Here is a 23,421-nt window from a genome sequence, read left to right as displayed (position 1 = left end):
CAGCCATTGCGCCTGGGGCGAGACCTGATCCGCGATCCAGTTTCGCCCCAAGGTCAGAACGCCATTTGCCAGATCAGGCTGATGCTGTAGTTTTCAAAACCGCTTTCACCAATGCCATCGTAGAACACGTTTGCTGCAAGCAAGCTGTTGTTTTCCAACCGATAGTCCAGACCCAGATCCGCACGGGCTCGGGCGGTGTCGCCAATCGGAGTCACGCCCGGGGCGGTGCCAGTACCCGAAGTCGTGCTCCAAATCCCCGAAAGCCCGCCCGTCAGCATCATCTCTCCTCGTGACACTTGAAGCGGGTGGCTGAAATCCACACCCAGCCGTGCCGTCGTCAAACTGAAATCCTGCTGTGGAATCAGATTACCCAAGCTGTCGGTATAAGCTTTCTGATCGTCACTGGCATAACTTACGTCCAGCAAGGGCATCAATGTCAGGGCGCCACGCTTTATCTCACCTGTTACGCGCGACTGGACCAGCCAACGGTCACTGTCGAAACTGTCTTCGTAGGTGCCAAACGGAGAGATGTTGTTGTCGGCCTGGCCATAAAGTACCCGCCCTTCAAGAAACACCGAATGATTGGGCAATTTTGCCACCACATAAGGACCAACCAGCCAGCCCGTACCGTCCACGCTGGCCGGGCCGTTTTCCGTTTCGGCATAGTCGAACTGAAGCATGGCGCCGATCAACAGGTTCGAATTGATCTGGCGATGAGCCCCGACAACAGCCAGTGCATAGGAGTTGTCATAATCATCCTGAGAACTCCAGTTGCCGGTCACACTGAACCAGACGGGGCGCGCCGGATCACTGGCGAAATTCAGATAGCCCGAGCCCTGCGTGACCGAAGCGTCCAGTACACCCGACCCCGAACCTTGCAGAAACTGGGTCAGTTTCGGCTGGTTCGACACAAGGCTGCTGGCCCGGGCGTTCTGGAACGCCTGAATCTGACGTTGAGCATTTGTCACGGCCTGAAGCGTGCTAACCCTGTTCGACTCAAGGTTCAGATTTCCAGCCGCGTCCGAGAACACCCCTGCCGGAATGAAAAGCTCGATGGTACCGTTGTTCTGGGGCGTCAAAGTGGCGACATAGCTGGTGCCGGACCCGGTCAGAGTGGTCGTTGCATTGGTGACGGACAGGTCGCCCACGGTGAAATCGGTGCTTGGTTCGCTCAGCGTAATGGTTGCTTGAAACGTTCCGCTGCCGGTCGGCGTCAGGGCCCCAATCGTTGCAGTTGGCTGTGTCGTATCCACCAGAACGCGCGTGTTGACGATTTGGGTGTTCGTTACACCGGACAACGCGATCTCATAGCGATAAAGCGGCCCTCCGACGGTTTCGCGCGCATTGAACGTAATCCCCATATACCCGTCTGCCGCATATGTGGAATCCGCGCCATCCTGACTGAGAATGGTTGCGCCGATATAGCCCAGGGAAGCAAGGCCGGCAGGCGTGATCGCACTCAGGTTCAGAATGCCGTTGTTGAAATAGAAACTACCGCCGGGAACCTGCCCCGACCCACCCAGCGAAACAAAGGCCGATCCGGTAAGTGGGATATTGTTGAAAAAGATGCTTCCCCCGTTCGGCGTCGGAACTGAGGTTATGAAGAAGCCGCCACCAAGGGCCGCACCCTCTTTCGCGCTTCCGATCATGAGTGCTGAAATCAGAAAACAGAGGCACAACAGCCTCGAAATAACGGACCTGACCATTTTACCTCCTACAACACCGCGAGGGCGCTAAACACCAGGGCGCCCGGGCAAAGACACTGTGCCCCGAGCCACGTCATCCATTGTCCCATCCATTGCAGAGACGTCCCCTGAACCGGCCGCAACTACGCCAGTTACCCAATAGTTAATTCAAATTGGAGACACTGTATAGAATTGGAAGCAACTCAACTTTGGCGTGCGGGCCACATGGCTGTGCACAAACCAAAAGACAAAGGCAAAAAATGTCGGAAAGCACTTCGAACCCCGGTGTTTTCAAGGAGTCTTCTCGGCAAGACGTCACAACAAGCCGTGACTTTGCAAGTCACGTGCTCAAAATATGCCGGTTACAGATTCTCGACCTTGACGGGATATTCGAAACAATCCCAGGCAGAGATCGCAACTGGCAGTTGTCGGGAAACAAATGCAGGCACAATGATCGAGGTTTCCCAGCAGCCGGCGATTCCTCGGGCCTCTGTGTTGTCCTTACATGCGCCTTGGCGGCGGCCCTTTTTTGCAGGGCAACCTGATTTGGGCGGACATGTCACATGTTTGACTATCCCGCCTGTCCTGCCCTGGAACGTCAGGACGTTTCGCCTTGAAAATATTGCTTTCAGGACCGCTTGAGCAAAGGACGCCATAACAGAGCAACCGGGACATGCCGCCCCGGTTCACACTCAACCCGCCGTACGGCCTTCGGTGTCTGACATATCGAAGTTTAGATATTTGGCCACGGTCTGAACGTCCTTGTCTCCACGGCCGCACATGTTCATGCAGATCAGGTGATCCTTGGGCAATTCCGGTGCGATCTTCATCACATGGGCCAATGCGTGGCTTGGTTCCAGCGCCGGGATGATCCCCTCGGTTGCGCAGCACAGCTGGAACGCCTCGAGCGCTTCCTTGTCAGTGATCGAGACGTAATTCGCGCGTCCAATTTCGTGCAACCAGGAATGCTCGGGCCCGATGCCCGGATAGTCCAGCCCGGCCGAGATTGAATAGCCTTCAAGAATCTGGCCATCGTCATCCTGCAACAGATAGGTCCGGTTGCCGTGCAGCACGCCCGGCCGTCCGCCGGTCAGCGAAGCGCAATGCTCCATTTTCTCGTTCACACCTTTTCCGCCCGCCTCGACGCCTATGATGTTGACGTCCTTGTCGTCGAGGAAAGGATAGAACAGACCCATCGCGTTCGAACCGCCGCCGATGGCCGCAATGATCGTGTCGGGCAAACGGCCTTCGGCCTTCATCATCTGCTCTTTCGCTTCCTTGCCGATGATCGACTGGAAATCGCGGACCATTGCCGGATAGGGGTGCGGCCCAGCCACGGTGCCGATGCAGTAGAACGTGTCGCGCACATTAGTCACCCAGTCGCGCAGCGCGTCATTCATCGCATCCTTGAGCGTCCCACGACCCGAGGTCACAGGGATCACCTCGGCCCCCAGAAGACGCATGCGGAATACGTTCGGGGCCTGACGCTGCACGTCGTGCGCCCCCATATAGACAATGCATTTCAAGCCAAACTTGGCACATACGGTGGCGGTGGCCACGCCGTGTTGCCCTGCCCCGGTTTCAGCAATGATCCGGGTCTTGCCCATACGCCGCGCCAGAATTATCTGCCCCAGCACGTTGTTGATCTTGTGCGCGCCGGTGTGGTTCAGCTCGTCACGCTTCAGATAGATCTTGGCACCCCCCAGATGCTCGGTCAGGCGTTCCGCAAAATACAGCGGCGAAGGACGACCCACATAGTTTGCCCACAGGTCATCCATTTCGGCCCAGAACGTCGGATCATCTTTGGCCTTGTTGTATTCCTCTTCCAGTGACAGGATCAGCGGCATCAGAGTTTCACTGACAAAACGCCCGCCGAAGATGCCGAAACGTCCCTGTTCGTCAGGGCCGGACATGAAGGAATTGAAAAGATCGTTGGCCATGGGTGTCTCCCTCGTCGTATCTGTTGTTCATAGGTGGTGGCAGCGGGATTTGCCATGGGCAAAACGCATCATTCCACAACCTGCGTGTTTTGACGCCAGACCTGAACCGCCTGCGCCGAGCTGGGCACACCAATGCACGGAAAATGATGAAACCTGTTCACATCCGCCAAACGATCGGCCGCCAACAAGGCACGCCTGTGTGGGCCGGATTGGGAAAATGTCAGCATTGCTTCGATGTCTTGCCAGACACTGAATGAAAAATAGATGCCATCCTGCCTGAACAAGTCAGCGTGCAGGCACAATGGGTCGCCTTGCGCCTGCCGACAGGCCTGTCCCGCGCGCCAGAAAAACTCCGGCGCATGGTACCAGTGTTTCAAGGAAACGCCCCCGATTGCTGCGAGCATGCTCAACCCCTCTGTTTCGAGGGATACGCAGCAAGAACTTTATCAGATCACCTGAGAGCCGATGCAAAGTCGCGGATCAGGGCAGCATCTTTCACACCCGGCGCGCTTTCGACACCGGATGACACATCCACCTGCCGGGCACCTGTCATCCGGACTGCTTCGGCAACGTTCTGGGGTGTCAGGCCACCGGCCAGCATCCAAGGCCGGCGCCAGTATTTCCGTCCGGCCAACAGCCGCCAGTCAAAAGCCAACCCGTTGCCGCCCGGCAATTCGGCCTCTCTGGGCGGTTTCGCATCGATCAGCAGTTGATCGGCCACCTCCGAGTAAAGATCGACGGCCGCCAGATCCTCGGCCTCGGCCACTCCTATGGCTTTCATCACCGGCAAACCAAATCGCTCGCGAATTTCGGAAACCCGTTCGGGCGATTCCTTGCCATGCAGTTGAAGCATATCAAGCGGTACAGTCGAAACGATTCCGTCCAATTCTTCGTCAGTGGCATTCACCACCAAAGCCACCTTGGCAACGCCAACTGGGACCAGATGCGCCAGTTCTGCGGCCCGCAAAATATCCAGATTGCGTGGCGATTTCGGAAAGAAAACAAACCCAACATAGCCCGCCCCGGCTTCGGCCGCAGCGCGCACGTGATCCGGTGCGGTCAGACCGCAGATTTTGAACCGAACATCAGACATGACGATCAGGCTCAGCTCGCCTCATCCAGAATGGCAAGTACATCGTCCTTGCCTTGGTTTTGCTTTTTCTTGAGCTTCTTGACTTCGCGCTCAAGCTTGCGCACTTCGGTTTTCTTCACGGTCGCGTCGCGGCGGTGCTTGTGTTCCCGCAGCCATTCCCACAGGAAACCAATAACCAATCCTGCCGCAACACCCCCCAAAACCACCAGAAACAGCGGCAGTGACGCGCTGAGGTTAAAACCCAGAAGCTCGGCCAGAGCATCCGGCATCAGTTTCAGTTCTACGGACTGAACATTGGCAAGAGACACGGAAATCAGGATGATCCCGAGGGCCGCCAGAAAAGCATATCGAAGGTAACGCATCATGGTGTCAGGCTTTACCGTTCAATCGATCCCTGAGCAACTTGCCAGTTTTGAAAAACGGTACACATTTTTCTTCGACCTGCACCGTTTCGCCCGTGCGCGGGTTGCGCCCAACACGTGCGTCGCGTTTTTTCACGGAAAAGGCACCAAAGCCCCGCAGTTCGACACGGTCACCGCGCGCCATGGCGTCTGTGACTTCTTCGAATACGGTGTTCACGATCCGCTCGACATCACGCTGATAGAGATGCGGGTTTTCGTCAGCGATTTTCTGAATCAATTCTGAACGGATCATGCGTGATACCCTCCCAGGCAGCCGGTGTGACAGGTCTACTGTTTTGACAGTATAGGAAAAAACCCGGAAGGGGGGAACGGATACTCTGAGTTTTGAGGCTTTATTTTGCCACATTCTCGCGCGAAATTTTATCTGTCAGGCCAATTTCCACACTTAATGCGCGATCAATCCCCTAATTAACCCCGCGGTTCGGAACATATTGATTCGCAACAAAAACGGCCCCGCACTGTCGTGCGGGGCCGAAATTCATGCTTGGGATACTGCCTTGGCTCAGTCGCCCGACTTCAGCGCTGCACCCAGGATGTCGCCCAGCGACGCGCCCGAGTCGGAAGAACCGTACTGTTCCACGGCCTCTTTTTCTTCGGCGATCTCGCGCGCCTTGATCGACAGGCCCAGACGACGGGTCTTGCTGTCGACGTTGGTGACGCGGACGTCGACCTTGTCACCGACCGAGAAACGCTCGGGGCGCTGTTCGGCACGGTCACGCGACAGATCCGAACGACGGATGAAGGACTTCATGCCTTCGTATTCGACCTCGATGCCGCCATCTTCGATCGCGGTGACTTCGACGGTGATGACCGAGCCACGCTTCACGCCGCCCACGGCTTCGGCGAACTTGTCACCGCCCAGGGCTTTGATCGACAGCGAGATACGCTCTTTTTCGACGTCAACTTCCGAGACAACCGCCTGAACGACATCGCCCTTGCGGTAGTTCTGGATCGCATCCTCGCCACGCTCGTCCCAGGACAGGTCGGACAGGTGAACCATGCCGTCGATGTCGCCTTCGAGGCCAATGAACAGACCGAATTCGGTGATGTTCTTGACTTCGCCTTCGACCTCGGTGCCCTCGGGGTGTGTTTCTGCGAACACTTCCCATGGGTTGCGCTGAGTTTGCTTCAGGCCCAGAGACACGCGACGCTTGGCGCCGTCGATTTCCAGAACCATGACGTCGACTTCCTGGCTGGTCGAAACGATCTTGCCGGGGTGGACGTTTTTCTTGGTCCAGGACATCTCGGATACGTGCACCAGACCTTCGACACCGGCTTCCAGCTCGACGAACGCGCCGTAGTCGGTGATGTTGGTGACGCGACCCTGATGGACCGAGCCCAGCGGGTACTTCGCAGCAACCAGATCCCATGGATCTTCTTGCAGCTGCTTCATGCCCAGGCTGATGCGGTGGGTCTCTTTGTTGATCTTGATGACCTGAACCTTGATGGTTTCACCGATCGTCAGGATCTCGGACGGGTGGTTCACACGACGCCATGCCATGTCGGTGACGTGCAGCAGGCCGTCAACGCCGCCCAGGTCAACAAATGCACCGTATTCGGTGATGTTCTTGACAACACCCTCGACGGTCTGACCTTCGGACAGGTTGCCGATGACTTCGGCACGCTGCTCGGCACGCGATTCTTCCAGGATTGCGCGGCGCGATACAACGATGTTGCCACGGCGGCGGTCCATTTTCAGAATCTGGAACGGCTGCTTCAGCCCCATCAGCGGGCCAGCGTCGCGTACGGGGCGTACGTCAACCTGCGAACCGGGCAGGAACGCAACTGCGCCACCCAGATCGACGGTGAAACCACCTTTGACCCGACCAAAGATTGCACCTTCGACGCGCTGGTCGTCGGCATATGCTTTTTCCAGACGGTCCCATGCCTCTTCACGGCGGGCCATCTCGCGCGAGATGACGGCTTCGCCACGGGCGTTTTCTGCGGCACGCAGGTAAACTTCGACCTCGTCACCTACAGCGATTTCAGGGGCTTCGCCGGGATTTGCGAATTCTTTCAGATCAACGCGGCCTTCCATTTTGTAGCCGACGTCGATGATGGCCTGGCCGGCTTCGATCGCCAGAACCTTGCCTTTGACAACAGAACCCTCTTCGGGCGTGTCCATTTCGAAGCTTTCATTCAGGAGGGCTTCGAATTCCTCCATGGATGCGTTAGCCATGTGGCGTTGTTTTCCTTTACAATACGTTTTTGCTGGCCGAGCGGTTGTCTCCGCCGGTCTTGATTCATGGTGCCATCGGACGTGACCCGGTGCGCCCCTGAGCAAACAAACACAAAGGGCCGAGGTAACCCGGCCCTGCTCAGAAACGTCATCCGGACGTTGACCGCCCTTGTATCGACAGCGCGCGTATAGGCGGATTCCCCGGTATGTGCAAGGGCAAAGCCCATATTTTCAAGGTTTGGCGGCTCTGTACCCAGGCGCGTTGCCGGTTTTGAAGGTCCAAACCCCGGCATCGCGCCGCAGCATGGCCTGTTCAATTGCGTCCAGTCGCATCAACGCTGCGGAAGGGTTGCGCGCGCCTCCGGCCCGGGTCCAAATTTTTTGCGCAGAAACGGGGCTCCACGGCAAACTTGCCGAGGCCAACCACTGGCGCAGCCCTGACGGCAGAGAGTCGTAAACCTGCATAGGCGCCGCCTGTCGTCTCCGACGTTTGAGGGTGCTCCGCAAGTTCCGACCCTTTGTTTGCCCTTGTTTCTTCTGTTGTCGCAATGCGGTCGCCTTTCACTATATATGTGATTACATTACATATTGATATAACAGTTGGAAGTAAAAAAGACGGGGAGTTTGCACCCCGCCTTTCCTGCAAACATTCCCTGCGCGACGGGCAGGAAGCAGTCAGAACAGTTGCAAATCCTTTTTACCGCTTTGGATTTCAGCAAAGTTCGGCATGTTCTCGATGACCACAGGGGCTGGCGCCGTGCCCGGCATCGCCACTGTCGGCTTCATTGCTGCCGCCATTCCAAAGGCAGGTTGATCAAGTTCCCCCCGGATATCGCGCAACAGTGTTTTGTGATCCGGCATGGATTTAACGATCTTCGCCAGATCCATTTTCGCGTTCTTCATACCCTGGAACCAAATCGGTTTCTTCAACGGTCGAAGACGATCACGGATGCCTGAACCATAGCCCGTATCATAAACCTGTTTGCCCAAAAGAACGGTTTGATAAACGCGGCTGTCAAACAAAGTGGCGAACTCGATATCGTGATCCATCGGCAGGCGATACTGCCACAGTTCAAGATTTTCGGCCAACCGATCCGGTATCTTCATCTCGGTGCGCGCATCGATCCAGTATTGGTCATCGGTACGGTTGCCCAACCGATAGTGTAAACAGATGAATTCCAGTACCTCGTTATAAAGCTTGTCCATCTGCCGATTGTATCTGTCCCTCAGCGAAGGCTCGATGTCTCGCGTGGGCAAATGCTCGGCGAACCAGCGTATCGCATGATCAATCATGTGGATCGCCGTGCTTTCCAGCGGTTCAATGAACCCGCCGGACAGGCCTATGGCCACGCAATTCTTGACCCAGGCATTGCGCACGCGACCGACGCGCATCGGGATCACGCGCGGTGTCAAACCTTTGCCGCTGTCACCCAGCCACTCAAGGTACTCGTCCGCCGCCTGGTCATCCGTTCGGTGTGCCGACGAATAGACATATCCTGTGCCCACACGGTTAAAAAGCGGCACGCGCCACGTCCAACCTGCGCCCAAGGCAGTGGATCTGGTGGCGCTTTCGATCTTGTCAGGATCCGGATGCTCGATCTGCAACGCCATGGCCCGATCATTGGGCAGGTAGTCAGAGTAATCCAAAAATGGCTCACCGAGTGCCTTGTTGATGATCAGCCCACGAAACCCGGTGCAATCCACGACCATCTCAATATCATGGCGGCCTTTTGCCTCGAGCATGAGATGACTGACATTGCCCTGTTCATCCAGCTCGACCGTTTGCACCTCATCCCGGATATGTTCCACTCCGCGCTTCGTGCAGACCCTGGTCAGCATGCCTGCAAACTTTACGGCATCCAGATGATAGGCATAACCAAACCGTTGTTCGAATTCCGGCTGCCCCAACTGACGCGCGCCCTTGCACAAACGGGCCAGATCATCATGCGGCGAGATGGACTGCGTGAAATCCCTGTCGCCATTGCCGAAGCGCAGGAAATACTCGGCAGCCTCCAGTCCCTCAAGCATCTGGCCGTGCGCAAAGGGGTTCATGTAGTCGATGCGATTGCCCTTGGCGTCATTGTTCCAATTGCAGAACTTCACACCCAGCTTGAACGATGCGTTTGTCTCGCGGAAGAAACTCCGCTCTGAAATGCCCGCCTGACGCAGCGTGACAGGCATCCGCGGAACCGTGGCTTCACCCACCCCCACGGTCGAGATGTTCGGGCTTTCGATCAGACAGATTTGCGGTCGATCCTTGGGCGCTGACGTGCGGGAAAACACCATGTCCAGGATCAGCGCGGTCATCCATCCAGCCGTACCGCCACCCACGATAGTGATTTTGTTCAAACGATTGTTCATGTAGTTTTGTCCCTGTTGGCTCGGGAATTTTTTACTGCGCCCCTGCTTTTTGCGGGTTGTGTCGCAGCTTTCCCTTTTCGCTGGGAAGAAACTATAACAGCTTTCCTCAATCCATCTAGGGTCTATGAAGGCCCGGCCGCGCAACGTCGGCCAACCAGCAGGCGTCACGCCATTCCCATATTCACTGTGCAGGTCAGATCTCTTCGCCTTTCTTCAGCAGTTCTTCAATCAACTCACGTTGCAGATCGGTGCTGTCGCCGCCTCCGAACTCTGCCGCGCCACCGGAATACAGGGTGCCATATGTCCTGGCGATGTTCACAGTCTGGGCCAGCCCCGAGATCAGCTGATCTTTTTCCAACAGGGACAACGGGTGGATAAACGCAGCCCACAAGGTGCCATTGGCGATCGCGTAACGGGCATCCAGAGTGCTGTCGAAATTGGCCTGCATCATTCGAATCAAGTCTTCCTCCGACAGCGCCTCGGCGCTGCGGATCGGGACCATGGCCCGCATCCGATCCGCATTGGTGTCGGTGATGACCAAGACCTGTACCCCTGCAATCGCCAATTGAAACCCAGGGCCGCTCGGCTCTGCTTCGGGGTCAAGCGCGAAAAGAATGTTGCCCAGCCGTTCGTACGTCATGGGCGGCTCGGCTTCGGGTGGGCTTTGCACGGGCTCTTGCGCGGCAAGGCTTCGGGCAATGAAAACAAGAATGAGGGCTAATCGGATCATGATGGCACTCCTGCAGGCATTCTTTCAGCATAGGTACGCAAAACCACACTGACCAAACAAAGCTTGGTGAACGCGCCTTCTGGCCATTCAGATACTTGTACGATCTGCAATATCTGATGGCCTATCTGCGATTACACGTCCAACTTTCACCCCCTAACTATGTTTCACCGGTCGACGATCCGATCGACCCGAACCCAGAACCAAGAGGAATCGTGTAATGAAAACTATCGCCTTCACCGCCCTGGCGGCCGCCATCGCCCTGTCCACTCCGGCTTTTGCCGCGGACGAAATCAACGTGTCGAACGGCATCTCGGCCGCAGGTGCCCCGCTTGCCGCACATGGGGTCGATCTGGTTGCTTTGGTCAATGATGGCAACCCGGTCGAAGGCTTCGCCACCCACTCGGCGACATATGATGGCGCGTCCTACTACTTCACCACCGCCGCCAACCTAGAGGCGTTCGTGGCGAACCCGGCGGCCTATCTGCCGCAGCATGGTGGATTCTGTTCATTCGGCGTGTCGGTCGGCAAGAAGTTCGACGGAGACCCGGATCAGTACCTGGTCGCAGATGGAAAACTGTACCTGTTCCTGAACGCCGAAACCCGCGCGGCCTTCCTGAAGGACGTTCCCGCCACCACAAAAACGGCGGACGAACAGTGGGCAAATATCAAGAGCATCGCCGTAGGCGAGCTGTAAATGTCGCCCCTGCCTGCGACGTCAGCGCGTCGCGGGCAGTTTTGCGCTTATGATTTCAAGCGCTTTGGCCAATGCAGCCTCGATACTGAGGTCTGTTGTGTCCAGTCGCACTGCATCCTCGGCTGGCTTCATCGGCGCAGCGCTGCGCTCTGCGTCGCGCGCATCCCGCTCTTTGACATCTGCCAGAACCTGTTCGCGCGTCACGTCAGCACCTTTTGCGCTAAGCTCCAGAAACCGGCGTTCGGCTCGCACCTCTGGGCTGGCAGTTACAAACAGCTTCACCTCGGCATTGGGACAAATCACCGTCCCGATGTCGCGCCCATCCAAGACGGCACCGCCCGACCTTCGGGCAAAGGCGCGCTGAAAATCCACCAAGGCGGCGCGAACCTCGGGGATCACCGCCACTTTGGATGCGGCCTGCGCGATTTCAGCCGTGCGCAGATCACCCTGCTCAAGCTCTTCGGCGGTCAGGGCCTGCGCTGCTTCAAGCGCGCCAAACCCTTCAAGAGTACGCCGCCCAACGGCGCGATACAGCAAGCCGGTGTCCAGATGCGCGAACCCGAAATGCGCCGCAACGGCCTTGGAGATCGTGCCCTTGCCCGCAGCCGCAGGTCCGTCAATTGCGACAGTGAATCTCACCTGCGCTCTACCTTTGCACCAAGCGACGCCATTAACGGTTCAAAAATCGGGAAGGATGTCGCGATCGGACCACCATCATCCACGCTTACCGGGTTCTGCGCGCCCATGCCCATCACCATGAAGGACATGGCAATGCGGTGATCCAGGAAGCTTTCGCACGTCCCGCCGCCGGGAACCTTGCCGATACCCAACCCTTCGACCGACCACCAGTCGTCACCCTCGTTGACCGTGACGCCGTTGGCGCGCAGACCGCGCGCCATGGCATCGATGCGGTCGCTTTCCTTCACTCGGAGCTCCTTCACTCCGCCCATCATCGTGGTGCCCGTGGCGTTTGCGGCAACCACGGACAAAACAGGATATTCGTCAATCATCGAGGCCGCGCGTTCAGGCGGTACGTTAATACCCTTCATGTCTGGCGAGTATTTTGCGCGCAGATCGGCAACCGGCTCGCCGCCCTCTTCGCGCTCGTTTTCATAGGTCAGGTCGGCGCCCATCTCGCGCAGCGTCGTGAACAGGCCCGCGCGCGTGGGGTTCAGGCCGATACCCGGCACCAGAACGTCCGAACCGGGCGTGATCAGCGCCGCGCAAACCGGGAAGGCCGCGCTGGACGGGTCGCGTGGAACGGCGATGACTTGCGGCTTCAACTCCGGGCGCCCCGTCAAAGTGATGACCCGGCCTTCATCAGTGTCTTCCACCGCAATTTCGGCACCGAAACCGGACAACATCCGCTCGGAATGATCGCGGGTCGCCTCTTTCTCGATAACCACGGTTTTACCGGGGGCATTCAGCCCCGCCAGCAGGACGGCGGATTTCACCTGGGCCGAGGGCACCGGAACTTCGTACCGGACCGGAGTCGGGTCTGCCGCACCGACGATCGTCATGGGCAAACGCCCCCCCGAGCGGCCCACGGCCTGCGCACCAAACAATGCAAGCGGATCCGTTACTCGCGCCATGGGACGCTTGTTCAGGCTGGCATCGCCGGTAAAAGTTGCCGTAATCGGCGAGGTCGCCATGGCACCCATGATCAGCCGGACTCCGGTGCCGGAATTGCCGCAGTTAATCACCTGATCCGGTTCGGCAAACCCGCCAACGCCCACGCCATGCACGGTCCATTCGCCGCCGCCATGATCTGTGACTTCTGCCCCGAAGGCCCGCATTGCCTTTGCGGTGTCCAAGACGTCCTCACCTTCGAGCAACCCCGATATCCTGGTCTCGCCTACAGCCATCGCGCCAAGGATCAGTGACCGGTGCGAAATTGACTTGTCGCCCGGCACCTCTGCCGTGCCGGTCAGCGGGCCGCAGGGATGCGAAGTCATCGGGATGGGCGTTCCGTGTCCGGACATGGGGGCTCCTTTTGCGCTATCAGTGCTCAAGCCGATTAGCGAATTGGCACCGGTTGGTCCAGCGGCAATCAGTCTTTGCGGCGGAAGGTCAGGTAATGGGGCGTGCGTCCTTCACGCAAGGCTTTCTGCTCGTAGCGTGTGGAAATCCAGTCGTCCCACGGCTCGCGCCAATCTGCGGGGCGCTCGGCCAGCCACTCGAACCCGGCGCGGGGGACTTCCTCCAGTGTCTGCCGCACATAGTCGGGGATGTCCGTGGCGACCCGGAAGATCGATCCGGGCTTCAAGACCTTTGCCAATGGTTCAAGATGTTCCGGCGTCACGAAACGGCGACGATGATGCCGGGTTTTCGGCCACGGGTCAGGATACAGAAGGAAGGCGCGCGATATACTGGCCTCTGGCAGCACGTCGAACAGGTCTCGGGCATCGCCGGGATGCACAGCAAGGTTATCAACCCCCGCCTGCCGAATTTTGCCCAGCAGCATGGCAACGCCGTTGATATAGGGCTCGGCCCCGATGATGCCGATGTCGGGGTTGCTTTGCGCCTGATGAACCAGATGCTCGCCGCCGCCAAAGCCGACTTCCAGCCAGACCGGTTTGCCGCTGAACAACGTGTTCAGGTCCAACGGCCTGCGTTCGGGGTTTGTATCCCAATCCACCGCACCGGGCGACAAAGCCGCCAGATCTTCGTTCAGATAGGTCTTTTGGCTGGGCTTCAGGGTCTTGCCCTTGAAGCGGCCATAGAAGTTTCTGCGCGGGCGTTGTGGGGTCTCGGTGCTCATGGCGGTCGCCATACTGCGCGCCAGAGAACGTTGCAAGGGCGCGCGGCACGCACAAGGAAAAAGCGCGCCCTCAAAGGCGCGCTTTGTGTTGTTCAGGTCAGACTGCGGATTTCAACGCATCGACCAGATCGGTGCGCTCCCAGCTGAAACCACCATCATCGCTCGGCTGGCGACCAAAGTGGCCGTATGCAGCTGTGCGCTGATAGATCGGCTTGTTCAGTTGCAGATGCTGGCGAATGCCGCGCGGTGTCAGATCCATGACCTCACCCACAGCTTTTTCGATAACCGCATCCGCCAATTGACCGGTTCCATGTGTGTCGGCATAGATCGACAGCGGCTTGGACACGCCAATCGCATAGCTCAGCTGAATCGTGCAGCGTTCGGCCATGCCGGCCGCCACGACGTTTTTGGCCAGATAGCGTGCTGCGTATGCTGCCGAACGGTCAACCTTGGTCGGGTCCTTGCCCGAGAACGCGCCGCCGCCATGAGGGGCCGCACCGCCATAGGTGTCCACGATGATCTTGCGCCCGGTCAAGCCCGCGTCGCCATCCGGCCCGCCAATAACGAATTTGCCGGTCGGGTTGACGTGCCATTCGGTTTCGGCCGACAGCCAGCCGTCAGGCAGGGTTTCACGGATATAAGGCTCGACGATGGCGCGGATGTCATTCGAAGTCAGCGCTTCATCCAGGTGCTGCGTAGACAAAACGATCGAGCTGACGCCGACCGGCTTGCCGTCGCGATAAACGACTGACAGCTGCGACTTTGCATCGGGGCCCAAAGCAGGTTCGGTGCCATTCTTGCGCACTTCAGCCAGTCGCCGCAGAATAGCGTGTGAATACTGGATCGGTGCAGGCATCAGCGCCGGAGTTTCAGTCGTGGCATAACCGAACATGATGCCCTGGTCGCCGGCACCTTCGTCCTTGTCGTCCGCAGCGTCAACGCCCTGAGCGATATGGGCGGATTGTTCGTGCAGCAGGTTGGTTACTTCGACGGTTTCGTGGTGAAACTTGTCCTGCTCGTAACCGATGTCTTTGACACAGTCGCGGGCGATCTGTTCGATGCGACCCATGTAATCGTGCAACTTGTCTTGATCAGACAGACCTACTTCGCCACCGATCACAACCCGGTTGGTCGTGGCAAAAGTTTCGCAGGCCACACGGGCTTCTGGTTCTTCATTGAGAAATGCATCAAGGACAGCATCCGAGATACGGTCACAGACCTTGTCGGGATGCCCTTCGGAAACGGATTCCGAAGTAAATGTATAGTTCTGTCGGGACATAAATGCGCTCCATTAGGGGTTTCTCCGCCACGCCAGGAAGCCGTTGTGACAGGTCACAGACGCATACGCTCGCTTAAAGATGGGGTCAATCTTAAATTATTTGGTCAGGCGACGGATGTTGAACCACGCCAATGCAGCAAGAAACAATAGCAACCCAAGAACAGGGCTGTCCCCGATGCGGGAATAAACTGTTGGCTGATGTGGCTGCGGCAGGATCGCATCCACGTATCCCGCCTTGCCCAGCGCCAATGAGGCCGTGACCTGACCCAACGGGTCAATCATGGCCGATATGCCGGTATTGGCCGAACGGATCATCGGCAGACCCTGTTCAATTGCCCTCATCCGGGCCTGTGCCAGATGCTGAAACGGTCCCGAACGCGTTCCGAACCACGCGTCATTTGTGATCTGCAACAGAAAGTCCGCCCGACCCGCCGCCCCGTTCACATCTTGCGGGAACACGGCTTCGTAACAGATCAGAGGCAGCGCCCTTCCCAATTTGCCAAGGCCCAAGAGCTCGGGCCCCGGCCCTGCGCTGAATCCATGCCCCGTTGTGGCCGCCATCCCATAAATCCCAAAACGGCCCATCAACTCGCCAAAAGGCACATATTCTCCAAACGGGGCCAGATGGTGTTTGTCATACAGACCGCCCTGCTGCCCGGCTTCATCCAGATAGACCATCGAGTTGAAAATCCTCGGGCCGTCTCCACGCTGGATTCCCAAAACCACGGGCGTCCCCTGAGCGGCATCCGCAATGGCCGTCAAATACGGTTGCGCGCTGCCCAGCCAGGCTGGAACTGCGGTCTCGGGCCAGACGATCAGGTCCGGTCTGGGCAAAGCGGCGGAATATTCAATCTGACGGGCAAAGAACAAGGGCGCATATGCCGGGTCCCACTTTTGGTGTTGCGGCGCGTTGGGCTGAACGACACGAACTGTGTGCCGGCCTTCCTGAACCGTTGGCCGCATCGACGCATAGCCAATCGCCAGCACCGCCGCCGCAGCTGTAAATCCCAGTGGACGGACCAGTGCCCGCAAGCGTCTTTCCTGAATCAGTGCCGCCCCTATCGGAAACGCCACGGCAAATGTCAGCGCATTCAAGCCATACGGCCCCACCAGAGACAGCACTTGCGCCACGGGCGTATTCATCCAGATTTGCGCCACTCCGCCCCAAGGGAACCCGGTCAGCACGTATCCCCGGGCCAGTTCGGCCAGCGACAGCGTTGCGATCAGCAAAACGCCTTGCTGCATGGCGGTCGCGCCAACATGCCGCGCAAGTCGAAACGCAATTGCCCAGAACAGGGCGAGCCCGCCAGCCATGAACACCAGCGCAAACGGTGCCATCCAGGCGTGACGCTCTGCATCTACCTGAAAGGGCTCGATGATCCAGCTGAGCGCATGGGCAAAATAGCCGGTGGCGAAGAACCAGCCGATCCACCCCGCGCGAGCACGGGTTTCACTGGCGAGGAACACCGGAACGATCAAAACCAGTGCAACAACCGTAGCGCCCCAATACCCATGCGGTGCCTGGCCAAAAGCGCCGAAGGCGCCCAGTGCGGCGGCGGCAAACAATCTCAACGATAACGGCCAGCCCCGGACAGGCGTCATGCAGCGACGTCCGGCAGCATGACGCGCAACCGTTTGATGCGTCGCGGGTCGGCTTCGATCACTTCGAATTCCGGCCCTTCCGGATGAATCACGACCTCACCCCGTGCCGGAACACGCCCGGACAGCATGAACACTAGCCCCCCCAGCGTGTCGATGTCTTCTTCATCCACATCCTCGTGGCTGGTCAAGGATCTGCCGATCTCGGCCTCGAAGTCCTCAAGCGGCACACGTGCCTGCACAACGTAACAGCCCGGCTTTTCCTGCACCCAAAGCTGATCTTCGTCTGCATCGTGTTCGTCCGCGATCTCACCCACGACCTGCTCGATCAAGTCTTCGATCGTCAGCAGCCCGTCGACGCCGCCATACTCATCAATCACCAACGCCATATGGCGACGTTCGGTCTGCATCTTGGTCAGCAGGACACCGATCGGCATTGAAGGCGGCACGAACAAAAGCGTGCGCAACATGGATTTCAGGTCAAACTTGTCCGCACCGCCATTGAAACCATGGGTCAGCGCTAAATCCTTGAGGTGAACGAAGCCCAACGGCGTATCCAGCGTTCCTTCATAGACCGGAATTCTGGACAACCCACTGTCCCGGAATACGTCAGCCAGCTCATCCTTGGTGATGGTAGAAGGAACCGCGATGATCTCGGCCGTGGGAATGGCCACGTCTTCGACGCGCATCCTGCGCAGGTTCATCATCCCGTGAGGCCGAGCTGCCGCTGCGCTCTGCCCGTTCATCCCCGGGTTTTGCTGAGTCTCCTGACTCGAAAACGCATCGAAAATTCGGGAAATAAACCCGCTTTTCTCTTCTGTATCATTGCCGCTGTCCTGAGGTTGCGCGCTTTGCGCCGCCCTAGAACTGCCGTCTGTTTCGCCCATTACCTTGTTCCAACTGATCGGGTCACATGACCCACCTTATACCTTATATGGGTCATCTATACCCAACTTGCCAAGTATCTCGACCTCAATCCCTTCCATCAAAGCGGCGTCGGGGTCACGAATGTGATCATATCCCAGCAAATGCAACGTTCCGTGAACAAGCAAATGGATGACGTGATCGTCAATGTCCTTGCCTGCCTCATCCGCTTCACGCGCGCAGGTGTCGAAGGAGATCGCAATATCGCCCAAAGGAATTTCACCGGTGATATCCGGCTTTGGCGGATGGGGCGCTTGCCCGGCTTCCTCCGGGGCCAAATCTTCTGCCGGCCAGCTCAGAACATTGGTGGCGGCTGGTTTGCCGCGAAACTCGGCGTTCAGTTCCGAAATGCGTGCGTCATCGCATCCCAGAACGCTGATCTCGCAAAGTTCAGGGTCCAGTTCCGCATAGGACAGGACAGCGGATATCGCTTGCCGCGACAAAGCTTCAAGCCCTTGCCACCGGTCGTCTTCGACAGTGAGTTCCAGATTCATCTTATCGCACAAAAGCCCTGTGAATGAGCCTTGCAATCAAGTGGATTCCCGGCCCGCATCCGCCTCATACGCCTCGATGATCGCGGCCACAAGCGGGTGGCGAACCACGTCCTTGGACGTGAAATAGTTGAAACTGATGTTGGGGATCGTTTTCAACAGTCTTTCCGCATCCTGCAAACCCGACTGAACGCCGCGCGGCAAATCCACCTGAGACCTGTCGCCGGTGATTACCATGCGGCTGCCTTCGCCCAGACGAGTCAGGAACATCTTCATCTGCATGGTCGTGGCGTTTTGTGCTTCGTCCAGCACCACAAAAGCATTGGCCAACGTGCGTCCACGCATGAACGCCAGCGGCGCTATTTCGATTCGCTTTTCCTCGATCAGCTTCGCCAGCTGCTTGCCGGGCAGAAAATCATTCAGCGCGTCGTACAGCGGCTGCATGTAGGGATCGACCTTGTCTTTCATGTCACCGGGCAGATAGCCCAATTTTTCACCCGCTTCGACCGCCGGGCGGCTGAGGATGATTCGATCCACATGCCCGCCAATGAACATCGACACGCCCACGGCAACAGCCAGATAGGTTTTCCCCGTGCCAGCAGGCCCAATGCCAAATGCAAGCTCATTTTGAAACAGTGACTGCACATAAGCTTTCTGGGCGTCCGTGCGCGGTTCCACCAGTTTCTTGCGGGTTTTGATCTCGACTGAACCGCCCTTGAACATTTCCAACTGATCGCCGTCGCGGCTGCCGGTCCCCTGTTCCGAACCACCCATCCGCAGTTCTCGGTCCACGTCCGCGGCCTCGACCTCGCGCCCGCCTTCCAAGCGCGTGTAAAGCGATTGCAGCACTTCAATAGCCTGCTTCTGGGCGTCTTCATCGCCCATCACGACAAGCTGGTTGCCGCGGCGTACGATCTGGACGGAAAGCTTGCTTTCGATGTCGGTCAGATTGCGGTCGTATTCGCCGCACAGGTCAATCAACAATCGGTTGTCGGGAAACTCTAAAAACGCCTCGCGTTGGGGCATTTCGTCTTGCGGTGGGGTCAGGGCACCGATGGCCAATCCGTTCTCCTGTCTTGGCGGTTCACCCCGAGCGTAGACAACAAATCTCGGTGGGCGCAAGCCACAGTTTCAAAAATAAGCCCGCGGATGACAAAAGCGCCGATCATACAAAAGAAAAAAGCCTGTCAGACGCGCATCAGAACGTATAGTTCAGCCCGAATCTCAAGCCGCCGTATTTCGGTGTGGACTTCGTGGAAAAGCCCGAACCGAATTGAACGTCTTCGGATTTGAACTGGACGTATTCGTATTCGCCGGTGACCGACCAATTGTCGGTCAGCTTGTGTTCGGCACCGATGCTTGCGGTATATCCGCCCCGCCGATCCGATGCCGAAAAGCTCTGTACTGTAGCTCCGGATGTGATGTTGTTGGTTGTTTCAACATCGCCCCACAGGTAACCGACGCTGAAAAAGTACAGAACCCGACCATTTCGGCTTGTCAGGCCGCTTCGATATTTGAGGGACAAAACGTCAGATATCTCTGCCCCACCCTCAACGTTCGAACCGCCGATCTGGGCCCTGACACTGTCGTCCAAGGATCCGAAATCATAACTGACTTCAAAACCATAGACGAAATCACGCCCCCACCTTGAAGGCAGAACACCACGCCAACCACCACGAAAGCCGCCGTATGCGCCGGATACGTTCAGGTCGCCAATATCAAACAGCCCGGCGGGCGTTCTCAGACCAAATCGATCGTCCCAGCCTGAGGCGTAGCCTCCAGCAATCCCCAGGTAAAATACACTGACGTCACTGCTGAACTTCTTGGGGCTGATAACGACAGGATCGGTTGTCGTGCCCTTCAGGTCTCCGGCAATCGTCGCGCTGGCAAAAAAAGTAACAACCGAGGCCAAAGGCAAGGTTTTCACTAGGCTCAGGGTCCTGAAGCTGTTCAAGATTGGCACTCGTACCTCCATCACTCCGATCTTAAGATCGGCGTACAATCGTTTTTTGACGCAATAACGGCGCCTGAAAAACATGGCTCCTCTCGGAGCATAGTTCCAAGCAATAAATCAAGGGTAAATTTTGGAAACAAACACCAACTATGGTGTCTGAACGGCGGAATCTTACCGACTCAGAGCAGCTCACCCGCCAAAGAGTTGGCGCCCGAGTCGGTGATCCGGACCTCTTTCAGATCACCAACGGCAATCTCGGGCCCTTTCACATGCACCGAATGCAGATACTCGGATTTTCCGACCATCTGGCCCGACAGGCGGCCCGGTTTTTCAAACAAAACGCGGACTGTACGACCGACCATACCGTCCTGAATTTCCCTTTGGTGCCGTGTGATAAGGGCCTGAAGGCGCTGCAATCGATCATCCGCCGCATCCGGATCAACCTGAGCCCGCTCGGCCGCTGGTGTTCCCGGGCGTGTGGAATACTTGAAGGAATAGGCGTAGCCGTATTTGACCTCTTCAACCAAATCCATCGTTGCCTGAAAATCCTCTTCGGTTTCTTCTGGGAAGCCGACGATGAAGTCCCCCGACATCACAATATCCGGGCGCGCCGCACGAATGCGTTCGATCAGGCGCAGATAGCTTTCTGCCGTGTGGCTGCGATTCATTCGCTTGAGGATACGGTCCGAGCCCGACTGAACCGGCAGGTGCAGATACGGCATCAGTTTCTCACAGCTGCCATGTGCCTCGATCAGGTCGTCGGCCATGTCATTGGGGTGCGACGTGGTGAAACGAATACGTTCCAGCCCGTCAACCTTGTTCAGTTCCCAGATCAGCCCGGCCAGGGTCATGTCTCCGTCGGGGCCGGCCCCGTGATAGGCGTTCACGTTCTGACCCAACAGCGTGATCTCGCGCACGCCGCGTTCAACCAGATCATGGGCTTCGCGGATGATGCGATCAGCGGGGCGGCTGACTTCGGCCCCACGCGTATAAGGCACCACGCAGAAGGCGCAGAACTTGTCGCACCCTTCCTGAACGGTCAGAAACGCCGTCGGGCCGCGTTTGGCCTTGGGACGGTTTTTCAGTTTTTCAAACTTGTCTTCCTCGGGGAAATCGGTGTCCAGCGCCTTTTCGCCCGCACGGGTCTTGGCCTCCATCTCGGGCAGACGGTGATAGCTTTGCGGGCCGACGACCAGATCGACCAGCGGTTGGCGGCGCATGATTTCTTCACCTTCGGCCTGCGCAACACAGCCTGCCACACCGATTTTCAGGTCAGGCTTTTCGGCTTTCAGACCCTTGAAGCGACCGAGTTCCGAATACACTTTCTCAGCCGCTTTTTCGCGGATGTGACAAGTGTTCAGCAGAATCATGTCGGCATCGTCAGGCGTTTTGGTTTCGACATAGCCCTGCCCGCCCAGCGCCTCGGACATGCGTTCACTGTCATAGACGTTCATCTGACAGCCATAAGTCTTGATAAACAGCTTCTTCGGTTCAGACATGGGACGGGCCTTTGCATTCGCTGGATCGACGTCATCTATACGCTTCGAACGCCGCTTGCAATGCGGGCGCAATTACCCGAATTTGGCAGGACTTTCCAGCAAGGCCGGACCAAAAAGCACCCGATGACGTACGATTCCCTCGACCATTTCCTGAAATCGGGACAGGCCGCACTGGCCAAAGGCCCCGTAGCATTGATTTTTGCCGAGGACGACGTCGAGTTGGCCAGCACGCTGCACCATCATCTGAGGCTGGGTTTCAAATCCGTCATCGTCTTTGCACCGGACGAGTTTCATCTGACAGAGGACCTGTTCGCCAAGGTGCATCGAGTCAATTTGAAATGTGTTCCCCGGCTGGTCGTGTTCGAAACCATAAACAGGATCATTCAGGCCGCACCCGGCATCTGGATGTATTATTGCTACAACGCCGAATACCTGTTCTTTCCCTACTGCGAAACGCGCAGCGTGGGCGAGATGCTTGTCTTTCATGGTGAAGAGCGTCGCAATGCGATGCTCAGCTATGTCATTGACCTGTACGCCGAGGATCTGACCGCACATCCCAATGGCGTGGCCCCCGATCAGGCCATGTTCGACAGTGTTGGCTATTATGCCCATACCCGCCACAACCCAAGCGGCCAACCGCTGGACCGTCAGGTGGATCTTTCGGGCGGGTTGCGGTGGCGGTTCGAGGACCACATTCCCTACGAACGTCGCAGGATCGACCGCATCGCATTGTTCAAAGCACAAAAAAACCTGGTGCTGAGACCCGATCACACTTTCAACGAACCGGAATACAATACCTATTCCTGTCCCTGGCATCACAACCTGACGGCCGCCATTTGTTCTTTTCGTGCCGCGAAGGCGCTGAAATCCAATGCAGGGTCAACCTTTGACATCCGAAGCTTTCGCTGGCGCAACTCGGTGCCGTTTGAATGGCAGTCCCGCCAGCTGCTGGATCTCGGGCTGATCGAATCAGGTCAGTGGTTCTGAGCCGGCCTGGCGCTGCAACAAGATCGGAAACCAATCCTCGCGCAGGCGCTGTCCCGGCGTCATGTCATGACCGGGAAACGGGGGCGAGGTTCGGCCGGGGCGCTCTACATACCGGGCATCGTCGCCCACCAGCCGCAGTGAAAAGGCGCGGCGACGGCTGTCCGACTGGTTTCCGCGCGCACCGTGCAGCGTGCGATAGTTGAAAGCGACGGCATCGCCGGGCTCCATCTCGAATTCGATGACCTTCATACCTTCGGCATCCGGATCCGGCACGGGGATGTACTGACCTTCATCCGGGAAAAAGCCGTCCTCGGAAACCCATCGGGTCGGCAGAACTTCTTTATCCCATCGGTGCGACCCGGCAACACACCGCAGCGTCGCCTGTCTGACCGGATCAAGCGGAGACCAGAAGCTGATCGTCTGCTGACCCTCGACGAAATAATATGGGCCGTCCTGATGCCACGGTGTCGCCATCGACGTACCGGGCTCCTTGACCAGCACGTGATCGTGAAACATCTGAACGCGTTTCGATTGCATCAGATCCGCGGCAACCTCAGCTGCGGGAGACGTCTCGATCACGTCGCGGAACTGCGGAATCCGGGTCCAATTGCAGTAATCATCAAAAAAACGACCTGTTTCACCCGCCTTCTTGTTTTCCGAAGCATAGGGACCGGGATCGGCCATATTCGCGGCCACACCATCGCGCAATTGATCCACATGATCCGCAAACAGCCCTTTGACCAGTACGACGCCGTCGGCCTGATAAGTGTCGATCATCTGCTGAGTAACAAGACGGTGTGGCATCGGCAGCTCCTGAAGTTTT

The 23,421-nt window shown here is 57.6% G+C and carries 23 protein-coding genes and 1 riboswitch; of the genes, 2 read left to right on the top strand and 21 right to left on the bottom strand.

Annotated features, from left to right (window positions below; all coding sequences use genetic code 11):
• Positions 1-53 precede the first annotated feature (53 nt).
• The 10 genes from ACR0FB_RS11670 to ACR0FB_RS11625 all read right to left on the bottom strand — a co-directional run bounded on the left by ACR0FB_RS11670 (position 54) and on the right by ACR0FB_RS11625 (position 10,410).
• Entirely contained in the window at positions 54-1,706 is a 1,653-nt protein-coding gene (locus ACR0FB_RS11670; protein WP_171724468.1) for an Ig-like domain-containing protein, read from the bottom strand.
• Positions 1,707-2,377: 671 nt separating this feature from the next.
• Entirely contained in the window at positions 2,378-3,625 is a 1,248-nt protein-coding gene (trpB, locus tag ACR0FB_RS11665) for a tryptophan synthase subunit beta (RefSeq protein ID WP_171229554.1), read from the bottom strand.
• A gap of 68 nt (positions 3,626-3,693) precedes the next feature.
• On the bottom strand, positions 3,694-4,029 hold the full coding sequence (locus ACR0FB_RS11660) for a hypothetical protein (RefSeq protein WP_171636762.1): 336 nt from the start codon (positions 4,027-4,029) through the stop codon (positions 3,694-3,696).
• A 47-nt stretch (positions 4,030-4,076) separates the two neighbouring features.
• A complete protein-coding gene (locus ACR0FB_RS11655) occupies positions 4,077-4,718 on the bottom strand; it encodes a phosphoribosylanthranilate isomerase (protein ID WP_480491416.1) in 642 nt (213 codons plus the stop codon).
• A gap of 11 nt (positions 4,719-4,729) precedes the next feature.
• Positions 4,730-5,080 carry a lipopolysaccharide assembly protein LapA domain-containing protein gene (locus ACR0FB_RS11650; RefSeq protein WP_171724471.1) on the bottom strand — a complete coding sequence of 117 codons (351 nt, stop codon included), beginning with the start codon at positions 5,078-5,080 and terminating at the stop codon, positions 4,730-4,732.
• A gap of 7 nt (positions 5,081-5,087) precedes the next feature.
• Positions 5,088-5,372 carry an integration host factor subunit beta gene (ihfB, locus tag ACR0FB_RS11645; protein WP_050603110.1) on the bottom strand — a complete coding sequence of 95 codons (285 nt, stop codon included), beginning with the start codon at positions 5,370-5,372 and terminating at the stop codon, positions 5,088-5,090.
• A gap of 270 nt (positions 5,373-5,642) precedes the next feature.
• Positions 5,643-7,319, bottom strand: a complete 1,677-nt coding sequence (gene rpsA, locus ACR0FB_RS11640; RefSeq protein ID WP_068337749.1) for a 30S ribosomal protein S1 — start codon at positions 7,317-7,319, stop codon at positions 5,643-5,645.
• A gap of 231 nt (positions 7,320-7,550) precedes the next feature.
• Positions 7,551-7,826, bottom strand: a complete 276-nt coding sequence (locus tag ACR0FB_RS11635) for a DUF6525 family protein (protein ID WP_256369019.1) — start codon at positions 7,824-7,826, stop codon at positions 7,551-7,553.
• Between the two features lie 168 nt (positions 7,827-7,994).
• A complete protein-coding gene (locus ACR0FB_RS11630) occupies positions 7,995-9,680 on the bottom strand; it encodes a tryptophan halogenase family protein (protein ID WP_171636759.1) in 1,686 nt (561 codons plus the stop codon).
• A gap of 193 nt (positions 9,681-9,873) precedes the next feature.
• Positions 9,874-10,410 carry a hypothetical protein gene (locus ACR0FB_RS11625; protein WP_480620739.1) on the bottom strand — a complete coding sequence of 179 codons (537 nt, stop codon included), beginning with the start codon at positions 10,408-10,410 and terminating at the stop codon, positions 9,874-9,876.
• Positions 10,411-10,627: 217 nt separating this feature from the next.
• Here ACR0FB_RS11625 and ACR0FB_RS11620 point away from each other — a divergent pair, with 217 nt between their 5' ends.
• Positions 10,628-11,104, top strand: a complete 477-nt coding sequence (locus ACR0FB_RS11620) for a YHS domain-containing (seleno)protein (protein ID WP_480620738.1) — start codon at positions 10,628-10,630, stop codon at positions 11,102-11,104.
• Between the two features lie 21 nt (positions 11,105-11,125).
• On the opposite strand, the gene cmk is transcribed toward ACR0FB_RS11620, so the two are convergent.
• The 10 genes from cmk to miaB all read right to left on the bottom strand — a co-directional run bounded on the left by cmk (position 11,126) and on the right by miaB (position 21,611).
• Positions 11,126-11,743, bottom strand: a complete 618-nt coding sequence (gene cmk, locus ACR0FB_RS11615) for a (d)CMP kinase (protein WP_480620736.1) — start codon at positions 11,741-11,743, stop codon at positions 11,126-11,128.
• Positions 11,740-13,086, bottom strand: a complete 1,347-nt coding sequence (gene aroA / locus ACR0FB_RS11610; RefSeq protein ID WP_480620734.1) for a 3-phosphoshikimate 1-carboxyvinyltransferase — start codon at positions 13,084-13,086, stop codon at positions 11,740-11,742. Before aroA ends, cmk begins: the two co-directional genes overlap by 4 nt.
• 68 nt (positions 13,087-13,154) lie before the next feature.
• A complete protein-coding gene (gene trmB / locus ACR0FB_RS11605; protein ID WP_480620732.1) occupies positions 13,155-13,865 on the bottom strand; it encodes a tRNA (guanosine(46)-N7)-methyltransferase TrmB in 711 nt (236 codons plus the stop codon).
• A gap of 97 nt (positions 13,866-13,962) precedes the next feature.
• The gene (metK, locus tag ACR0FB_RS11600; protein ID WP_480486831.1) at positions 13,963-15,144 is read right to left on the bottom strand and encodes a methionine adenosyltransferase; all 1,182 of its coding nucleotides are present in this window, start codon (positions 15,142-15,144) and stop codon (positions 13,963-13,965) included.
• A 5-nt stretch (positions 15,145-15,149) separates the two neighbouring features.
• Positions 15,150-15,199, bottom strand: a riboswitch (SAM-SAH riboswitch).
• Between the two features lie 41 nt (positions 15,200-15,240).
• Positions 15,241-16,746, bottom strand: a complete 1,506-nt coding sequence (lnt, locus tag ACR0FB_RS11595; protein ID WP_480620731.1) for an apolipoprotein N-acyltransferase — start codon at positions 16,744-16,746, stop codon at positions 15,241-15,243.
• Entirely contained in the window at positions 16,743-17,630 is an 888-nt protein-coding gene (locus tag ACR0FB_RS11590; RefSeq protein ID WP_171636747.1) for a hemolysin family protein, read from the bottom strand. Before ACR0FB_RS11590 ends, lnt begins: the two co-directional genes overlap by 4 nt.
• 36 nt (positions 17,631-17,666) lie before the next feature.
• Entirely contained in the window at positions 17,667-18,161 is a 495-nt protein-coding gene (gene ybeY / locus ACR0FB_RS11585) for an rRNA maturation RNase YbeY (protein WP_480620730.1), read from the bottom strand.
• A 36-nt stretch (positions 18,162-18,197) separates the two neighbouring features.
• Positions 18,198-19,220 (bottom strand): PhoH family protein, encoded by a 1,023-nt coding sequence (locus tag ACR0FB_RS11580; RefSeq protein ID WP_171636743.1) that lies wholly within the window; start codon positions 19,218-19,220, stop codon positions 18,198-18,200.
• Positions 19,221-19,356: 136 nt separating this feature from the next.
• Positions 19,357-20,121, bottom strand: coding sequence for an outer membrane protein (locus ACR0FB_RS11575; RefSeq protein WP_480620728.1), 765 nt, complete (start codon positions 20,119-20,121; stop codon positions 19,357-19,359).
• A 170-nt stretch (positions 20,122-20,291) separates the two neighbouring features.
• Positions 20,292-21,611, bottom strand: a complete 1,320-nt coding sequence (gene miaB, locus ACR0FB_RS11570; protein ID WP_480620726.1) for a tRNA (N6-isopentenyl adenosine(37)-C2)-methylthiotransferase MiaB — start codon at positions 21,609-21,611, stop codon at positions 20,292-20,294.
• Between the two features lie 123 nt (positions 21,612-21,734).
• Here miaB and ACR0FB_RS11565 point away from each other — a divergent pair, with 123 nt between their 5' ends.
• Positions 21,735-22,598 (top strand): glycosyltransferase family 2 protein, encoded by an 864-nt coding sequence (locus ACR0FB_RS11565; protein ID WP_480620724.1) that lies wholly within the window; start codon positions 21,735-21,737, stop codon positions 22,596-22,598.
• Here ACR0FB_RS11565 and ACR0FB_RS11560 read toward each other — a convergent pair.
• Positions 22,581-23,402 (bottom strand): phytanoyl-CoA dioxygenase family protein, encoded by an 822-nt coding sequence (locus ACR0FB_RS11560; protein WP_171724482.1) that lies wholly within the window; start codon positions 23,400-23,402, stop codon positions 22,581-22,583. The genes ACR0FB_RS11565 and ACR0FB_RS11560 overlap by 18 nt on opposite strands.
• Positions 23,403-23,421 lie beyond the last annotated feature (19 nt).

The sequence above is a fragment of the Ruegeria sp. P10 genome (assembly GCF_056534925.1).
The sequence above is the reverse complement of the archived record's forward strand: the minus strand, read 5'-3'. Positions and strand labels throughout refer to the sequence as shown.